Annotated in this window: 6 protein-coding genes, 4 tRNA genes and 1 pseudogene; 4 read left to right on the top strand and 7 right to left on the bottom strand. The window is 49.4% G+C overall.

Annotated elements, in window-relative coordinates; all coding sequences use genetic code 11:
• The 5 genes from ATN88_RS25325 to ATN88_RS25305 form a co-directional block, all read right to left on the bottom strand.
• The coding region (locus tag ATN88_RS25325; RefSeq protein WP_232312801.1) for a GTP-binding protein at nucleotides 1-198 on the bottom strand (198 nt) is incomplete at its 3' end.
• A 105-nt stretch (nucleotides 199-303) separates the two neighbouring features.
• A tRNA-Thr gene (locus ATN88_RS25320) sits at nucleotides 304-378 on the bottom strand.
• 10 nt (nucleotides 379-388) lie between these two features.
• Nucleotides 389-462 (bottom strand) — tRNA-Gly (locus tag ATN88_RS25315).
• A 39-nt stretch (nucleotides 463-501) separates the two neighbouring features.
• A tRNA-Tyr gene (locus tag ATN88_RS25310) sits at nucleotides 502-586 on the bottom strand.
• 19 nt (nucleotides 587-605) lie between these two features.
• Nucleotides 606-681: transfer RNA gene (locus ATN88_RS25305), tRNA-Thr, on the bottom strand.
• Nucleotides 682-891: 210 nt separating this feature from the next.
• On the opposite strand from ATN88_RS25305, the gene coaA reads away from it, so the two are divergent.
• A complete protein-coding gene (gene coaA, locus ATN88_RS25300; protein WP_067420196.1) occupies nucleotides 892-1,827 on the top strand; it encodes a type I pantothenate kinase in 936 nt (311 codons plus the stop codon).
• A gap of 10 nt (nucleotides 1,828-1,837) precedes the next feature.
• Here coaA and birA read toward each other — a convergent pair whose 3' ends face one another.
• Together birA and murB are read right to left on the bottom strand one after the other, a co-directional pair.
• On the bottom strand, nucleotides 1,838-2,803 hold the full coding sequence (gene birA, locus ATN88_RS25295; protein WP_067420195.1) for a bifunctional biotin--[acetyl-CoA-carboxylase] ligase/biotin operon repressor BirA: 966 nt from the start codon (nucleotides 2,801-2,803) through the stop codon (nucleotides 1,838-1,840).
• Nucleotides 2,791-3,831 (bottom strand): UDP-N-acetylmuramate dehydrogenase, encoded by a 1,041-nt coding sequence (gene murB / locus ATN88_RS25290; RefSeq protein ID WP_067420194.1) that lies wholly within the window; start codon nucleotides 3,829-3,831, stop codon nucleotides 2,791-2,793. The genes birA and murB overlap by 13 nt, the downstream gene beginning before the upstream one ends.
• Before the next feature lie 81 nt (nucleotides 3,832-3,912).
• Here murB and ATN88_RS25285 point away from each other — a divergent pair, with 81 nt between their 5' ends.
• The 3 genes and pseudogenes from ATN88_RS25285 to ATN88_RS25275 all read left to right on the top strand — a co-directional run bounded on the left by ATN88_RS25285 (nucleotide 3,913) and on the right by ATN88_RS25275 (nucleotide 6,439).
• Nucleotides 3,913-4,350 (top strand): GNAT family N-acetyltransferase, encoded by a 438-nt coding sequence (locus ATN88_RS25285; protein ID WP_067420193.1) that lies wholly within the window; start codon nucleotides 3,913-3,915, stop codon nucleotides 4,348-4,350.
• A 109-nt stretch (nucleotides 4,351-4,459) separates the two neighbouring features.
• Nucleotides 4,460-5,808, top strand: a pseudogene (gene pssA / locus ATN88_RS25280) (CDP-diacylglycerol--serine O-phosphatidyltransferase).
• A 10-nt stretch (nucleotides 5,809-5,818) separates the two neighbouring features.
• On the top strand, nucleotides 5,819-6,439 hold the full coding sequence (locus tag ATN88_RS25275) for a nicotinamidase (RefSeq protein WP_067420192.1): 621 nt from the start codon (nucleotides 5,819-5,821) through the stop codon (nucleotides 6,437-6,439).
• The last annotated feature ends 576 nt before the right edge of the window (nucleotides 6,440-7,015 follow it).

The raw sequence follows: 7,015 nt of genomic DNA, 5'->3' as shown, positions 1-7,015 counted from the left end.
AGAAGTAGAGATAGTGATACCGCGCTCGCGCTCTTCTGGAGCGTTATCGATAGATGCGAAGTCACGAGCCGCACCGCCGTATACTTTTGACAGTACAGTACAGATAGCAGCAGTCAGAGTGGTTTTACCGTGGTCAACGTGGCCGATAGTACCAACGTTAACGTGCGGTTTCGTACGTTCAAATTTTTCTTTAGACATGACAGTCCCTCTAAGCACGGTATTTTGGTGGCTTAACGACCACGCATACAACAAATATAGATTGTTGAGTATATGACAAACGGCTTGAGTAACTTTTAAGAGAAGTGGTGCTGATACCAGATTTGAACTGGGGACCTCACCCTTACCAAGGGTGCGCTCTACCAACTGAGCTATATCAGCACTAAAAGATTGGAGCGGGCAGCGGGAATCGAACCCGCATCATCAGCTTGGAAGGCTGAGGTAATAGCATTATACGATGCCCGCTTTCAGTTTCTCGTAGAGCTATTCAAACTATTTGAAATATGGTGGTGGGAGAAGGATTCGAACCTTCGAAGGCTGAGCCGTCAGATTTACAGTCTGATCCCTTTGGCCACTCGGGAATCCCACCTAATTGTTTATTGTCGTTATGGTGCCGGCTGCCGGAATCGAACTGGCGACCTACTGATTACAAGTCAGTTGCTCTACCAACTGAGCTAAGCCGGCGACAAGTGCTGCGCATTCTATGCAATGATTTTTGGCGTTGCAATAGGTAATTTAAAAATTTCTACGAAATCAGTTCCTATGGGGCATATTTTCGCCAATCCACCGTTTAAATTAACAGGTTCAAGCATGCATAAATCAGCATCGTGCTTTCACTCTAGTCGGGGATAATGTATTGTCGCTTTCCTTAGTGGAAACTGTTTCTTATAAAGCATGAGCGACTTATTAACGCCTTACCTGACGTTTGACCGCCAAAAGTGGTCAGAACTTCGTGATTCTGTACCGATGACGCTAGACGAGACTGACCTCGAAAAGCTTCGCGGTATTAACGAGCATCTGACGATGGAAGAAGTTCAGGACATCTATCTGCCGCTCTCTCGCCTTTTGAACCTGTATGTCAAAGCAAGAAAAGGCCGAACGCAGGTATTGGAGCAGTTTCTGGGCGAAAAAGACAATAACGTACCGTATGTCATTGGTATTGCTGGCAGCGTAGCTGTCGGTAAAAGCACAACTGCCCGTATCCTCAAAGCCCTACTTGAACGTTGGCCAGAACACCCGAAGGTCGAGCTCATCACCACTGATGGCTTCTTGCACCCAAATAAAGTGCTTAACGAACGTGATTTGATGAAAAAGAAAGGCTTTCCGGAGTCTTACGATATTCGTCGATTGGTGCAGTTCGTTGCGGATGTGAAATCGGGCAAGAAACGTGTAGAGGCTCCTGTGTACTCTCACCTTGTCTATGACATTACTGACAGTATCAAAGTGGTGGAGCAACCGGACATTCTGATCGTTGAAGGTCTGAATGTGCTGCAAAGCGGGATGGATTATCCACACGAACCGCATCGCGTGTTTATTTCAGACTTCCTCGACTTCTCACTGTTTGTTGATGCCGACAGTGAATTGCTAAAAACTTGGTACATCGAGCGTTTTATGCAGTTCCGTCGCGGTGCGTTTCAGGATCCAACATCCTATTTCCACCACTACACCAAACTCTCTCACGAAGAGGCCATTGCCAAAGCGTCGAGCATTTGGGAAGAGATTAACGGGAAGAATTTGGTCGAGAACATTCTCCCAACCAGAGGACGCGCGGGTCTGATCCTACAAAAAGGACCAAACCACGCAGTGCAAACGGTGACGGTACGTAAATAAGTGGTGCCGATCAGTCGTCGGCACGCAAACTGATTTCACCGCCCAGATAGGGGGCCACACCGGATTCTGTTTCCAGCATCAACGCCCCCTGTTCATTGATACCACGCGCAATGCCTTTCACTACACGTTCACCCATCAACAGCTTCACTGCGCGGCCATTAAAGTTGTCATACTTGTCCCACTTAGACACAAAGCCCGCCATACCCACGTCTTCATACTGACGAAGAGCATCAGTGACACCATTGATAAGTGCCGCAGCCAAGTCGTTTTTGTCTGGCAACGCTGTGCATGCATCTTTGAGGTTCGCCCATACCTGATCAACAGCATCCGTTTCCGGCATAGACACATTGAGTCCCATGCCAATAACCAAGTGCGCGGCATCCCCTGCCTGACCGGTCATTTCAACCAGAATACCAGCCAGCTTTTTGTCGTTCCAATACAGATCGTTAGGCCATTTTACTTTGACGTCTTTAGCACCGAGCTTATTGAGGGTTTCAGCCATCGACACACCCACAACCAGACTCAATCCCATGGCGGCTGCCATACCGGCATCCAATCGCCAATACATAGAAAGATACAGGTTGGCACCGAATGGTGAGAACCACGCGCGGCCACGACGGCCTCGACCTGATTGTTGGTATTCAGCAAGACATGCTGTCCCTGACGCCAGTTGGCCTACGCGGTCGAGTAAATATTGGTTGGTAGAGTCGATAACCGGGATCAGCGAGAATGCAGGCACGTCCAGCTTTTCACTGAGGGCAGTTTCATCAAGCAGGTTCAATGGCTCCGGCAAACAATACCCTTTGCCTTGCACACGGAACACATCCACACCCCACTGTTGAAGCACTTTGATGTGTTTGCTGATGGCAGCACGGCTCATGCCCAAATCTTGGCCGAGCTTTTCACCCGAATGAAACTGCCCGTCCGCCAGTTTACGGATAAGGGAAAGGCGCGCAGTGTTGTCTAGTGCTGGCATACCGCCTCCAACGTCGTTTCCGCGTGTGCGCCCATGAATCGCACTTCGTGTTCGAGTGACACACCGAACTTACTTTCCACGGTATCAACAACATGCTTTGCCAACGCCACCACATCTTCTGCACTGGCATTTTCTAAGTTGGTAAGCACTAGCGCCTGTTTGTCGTGAACCGCAGCCCCTCCAACACGAAAGCCTTTCAGGCCACACTGGTCAATAAGCCAACCAGCCGCCAACTTCACGTGATCATCGCTAACGGCAAAGCGCGGCATTTTGTCATGCTGGACAGCCAACGCATCAGCCTGTGATTTCGATACCACGGGGTTTTTAAAGAAGCTGCCCGCATTACCAATCACTGCTGGGTTTGGCAGTTTCTCGTTTCGGATATCGCAAACCTTGTTAAATACGTCCAATGCCGTCAATTCGGATTGCTCACTTAACTCACTTAGCGCACCGTAGCCAATCACTGGCACCCACACTTTAGGCAGCAATAGGCCAACCGCGACAATAATGGCTTTGTCTTTCAAACGGCCTTTGAACACAGAGTCGCGATAGCCAAACTCGCATTCATCCGCCGACATACGGACAACGTCGCCGGTTTCCAGCATCAGCACATCGACGTATTCACAACGTTCATTGAGCTCAACGCCGTAAGCTCCAATATTCTGGATAGGTGCCGAGCCAACTAAACCTGGGATCAACGCAAGGTTCTCCAACCCCGGCATGTTTTGTTCTACTGTCCAGCGAACCAGTTCATGCCAGTTTTCCCCACCTGCCACATGCAATCGCCACGCTGTGGCAGTCTCGTCCACATCGATGCCTTTCAGGCGATTAAGCACCACCACACCATCGTAACTTTGGCAAAACAGCAGGTTGCTTCCCTCTCCAAGAATGAGCTTTGGCTCATCAGCGTAATCACGCCAAACAGACAGAAAGTCTTCGGCACAATGGGCTTCAATGATTTGTTTAGCATCGACATCAATGCCAAAGGTGTGGAAAGGTTTAAGCGAAGTGGTCAGCAGGGTTTTCATTTGGCTCGCTGTTTCGTAAATAGAAAGTCCTTGAGGTGTATACTAACCTATCCACCCTGAATTCGCAGTGATTTGATAGATATGCCAGATTTTAGATTCACCCCTCTCGACCCGCTCCGCTTCCCTATTGTGGCGCGTTTTTATAAGAGCCACTACCCAGCGGGGAAGCCGAAAAAAGATGAGGTTATTTGGACAGTAGAGGGAGAAACAGGGCTGTGTGGTGCCGTACGTTTTAAACAATTTGATGCATTCCAATTGCTGACTGGCATGTTGATCGCACCATCTTTCAGGGGACAACAATTAGGTGACCGCTTTCTTGAGGCGGTGGCAAGCCAAACACAGGCAACGCCTTGTTATTGCTTAGCCTATCGTTATCTCACACCGCTGTATGAGCGTGCAGGTTTTCGCGTCATTGAGAAAAGCGCATTGCCGGAAGAGCTCCAAGGACGCTATGTAAGCTATTGCAACAGTGGCAAGGATCTCATTCCGATGCGCTATTTTCCATTAGAGTCAGTATAAATCGAGACTGTAGAGGTATCAGGATCACTTGAAATTGCTCAATTTCTGGTACAATACAGGGTTTGATTTGCGTTAACACGACCACTTCGTCGAATTTAATGAGGCAATAATGGATTCAGCTACTGCAAATAAGCAGTTGATCGATCAGCTCCCAAAGATTGCACAGCGACCAGATCAGCTAGAAACGCTGTTCGATGCTGTCACTTTCCGTGAGCGCCTGCTGCATGAAATTGCACATGCCAAAACTCGCATTTATCTTGTCGCGCTCTATCTTCAAGACGATGAAGCCGGCCGCTCGATTCTCGACGCGCTCTATGCAGCAAAACAAAAGAACCCAGTGCTTGATGTCAAAGTGCTGGTTGACTGGCACCGCGCCCAACGTGGCTTGATCGGTGCAGAGAAGTCAGACGGCAACGCAGCACTTTACCGTCGCTACGCTGAAGAAAACACGCACAAGATTGAAGTGCTCGGCGTACCTGTCCGCAACCGCGAAGTTTTCGGTGTTCTGCACCTGAAGGGCTTCGTGATCGACGATACCGTTATCTACAGTGGCGCAAGCTGAATGACGTGTATCTGGCACAGCACCAGCGCTACCGCTACGACCGCTACCATGTCATCAAGAGCAAAGCACTGGCCGACTGTATGGCAGGCTTTATCAGCAATACACTGGTTGCCAGCGATGCCGTGACCTGTCTTGCCCAGCCTAACCGCCCTGAAACCAAGGTGTTGAAGCCGGCGATTCGCGACCTTCGTGCTCGCCTGCAAAAAGCCAGTTACCACTTCATTTCACAGCACTTGAATGAAGACCAAATCGGCCTGACACCAATGGTAGGTTTGGGTAAGCGTAAGAACTTCCTGAACATCCAGATCTGTCGCCTGATTGCCAGCGCGCAAGAAGAGCTGACCATCTGCACGCCATACTTCAACCCACCACGCAGTGTGACTCGCGAGATCCGCCGTGCTCTGCGCCGTGGCGTGAATGTCACCATCATTGTTGGCGACAAGACAGCGAACGACTTCTACATTCCGCCAGAAGAACCGTTCAAGACAATTTCAGGCCTTCCGTATCTCTATGAGATCAACTTGCGTGCCTTTGCCCGCCGTAACGAAGCCGCTATTGCAAAACGCCAGTTGAAGATCCACTTGTGGAAGCACGATGACAATAGCTTCCATCTAAAAGGTATCTGGGTAGACCGTACTTACATGCTGCTAACGGGTAACAACCTCAACCCACGCGCATGGAAGCTGGATTTGGAAAACGCCATCCTGCTGCATGACAAGAAGAAACTGATCGAAGCACAAGCGCAACGCGAAATCGATAAGATCCTTGAGCACACCCAGCAGATCGGTAGCTACAGACAAATTGAAAAGCTGGATACATACCCAGCGAAAGTGCAAAAGCTGCTGAAACGGATCAAAAGGATCAGAGCAGATCACCTGCTCAATCAGATCCTGTAAGGAGACAAGTTTGATCGCTTCTATCGATGTCGACCCGCAAAAAACGTTTACGCCGTTATGCCCGGGCGAACTGCCAGTGAATGAGGGCCACCTAATCGGTGCAGCCCTCAACCGCCAGGCAGAAAAAGCGACACTGCGCGTACTGACCAAAGACGCGCATCCGGCCAATGCGGTGTGGGTTGTCGACAGTCACGACAAAATGCTGGCACCTCTGCCACATGCCAATGCGGATCTGACGTGGGTATCACATGCTGTGCCTGGTACCGAAGGCTTTGAAACCGTGCCAGACTTACCAGCCGTAACAGATTACGACCACGTTATCTGGAAAGGTGTAGAACCTGATCTGCACCCTTACGGCGCATGCTTTCACGACATTCAAGAGAAGCTGAGCACAGGCTTGATTGAATGGCTGACATCAAAAGGTGTTCGCACTGTTTTGGTCGGCGGATTGGCAACGGATTACTGTGTGAAAACGACCGCTATGCAGTTGAAACAACATGGTGGCTTTGATGTGTGGGTAAACCTGGAAGCATGCCGAGGCATCGCAGAAGAAACCACACAGTCTGGCTGCGCAGAAATGCGCGATGCGGGTATCCATGTTATAGACAGCTTGGACGAATTCCACATCTAACGCATTTACTGCTTACAACTAAACACCACCTATCAGGTGGTGTTTTTTTATGTATGAAGAAAGTCTGTATAAGTCTTATATCCAGTAACGACAGACCTTGTTAGATGCCTATCAGCAGAGCTGCTCATACAAAGTCAGCACTGGTTTCTCGTATGCAACTGCGTGGATGGCTTATATCCATCCTATTCATCAGTCAGAGCTCAAGAATACTCTCGTTTGAATAACGCGCTTAATAAGCAGAATGCGCATAGTGCTCTATATCGTGAAGTTCAGAATGCTAGAGATGCAAAAAAGCCCTGACCGTTAGGGCAGGGTTTTTTCTGCTTTTTGTCTTCACTTTTTCAAAAAGTGAAAGAAAATTGGAAACCTGACGATGTCTTACTTCACATGGGGGTGGAGAAAGCACGTTTTAAGGCGCATGCGCCGAGTGTTTTCGGAACGAGAGCAGCTATGCTGCGAACTGGAGTGCCCCGCAAACGCGGCGGGCGACCGCGAGGTGGGACACCGCCTCGTATACAGGTGAAGAGGCCATCCAAGATGAGTGTTTTAACCTGTGATGTTTATAAAACCTATATA

The sequence above is a fragment of the Enterovibrio coralii genome (genome assembly GCF_001559595.1).
In the GTDB taxonomy this organism is placed as follows: domain Bacteria; phylum Pseudomonadota; class Gammaproteobacteria; order Enterobacterales; family Vibrionaceae; genus Enterovibrio; species Enterovibrio coralii.
This window is presented reverse-complemented; position numbering and strand designations above follow the sequence as displayed.

Excerpts from the sequence above, each read along its gene's own strand:
- coaA (WP_067420196.1), top strand. The coding sequence starts at position 892 with ATGAGCGACTTATTAACGCCTTACCTGACGTTTGACCGCCAAAAGTGG.
- birA (WP_067420195.1), bottom strand. The coding sequence starts at position 2,803 with ATGCCAGCACTAGACAACACTGCGCGCCTTTCCCTTATCCGTAAACTG.
- murB (WP_067420194.1), bottom strand. The coding sequence starts at position 3,831 with ATGAAAACCCTGCTGACCACTTCGCTTAAACCTTTCCACACCTTTGGC.
- ATN88_RS25285 (WP_067420193.1), top strand. The coding sequence starts at position 3,913 with ATGCCAGATTTTAGATTCACCCCTCTCGACCCGCTCCGCTTCCCTATT.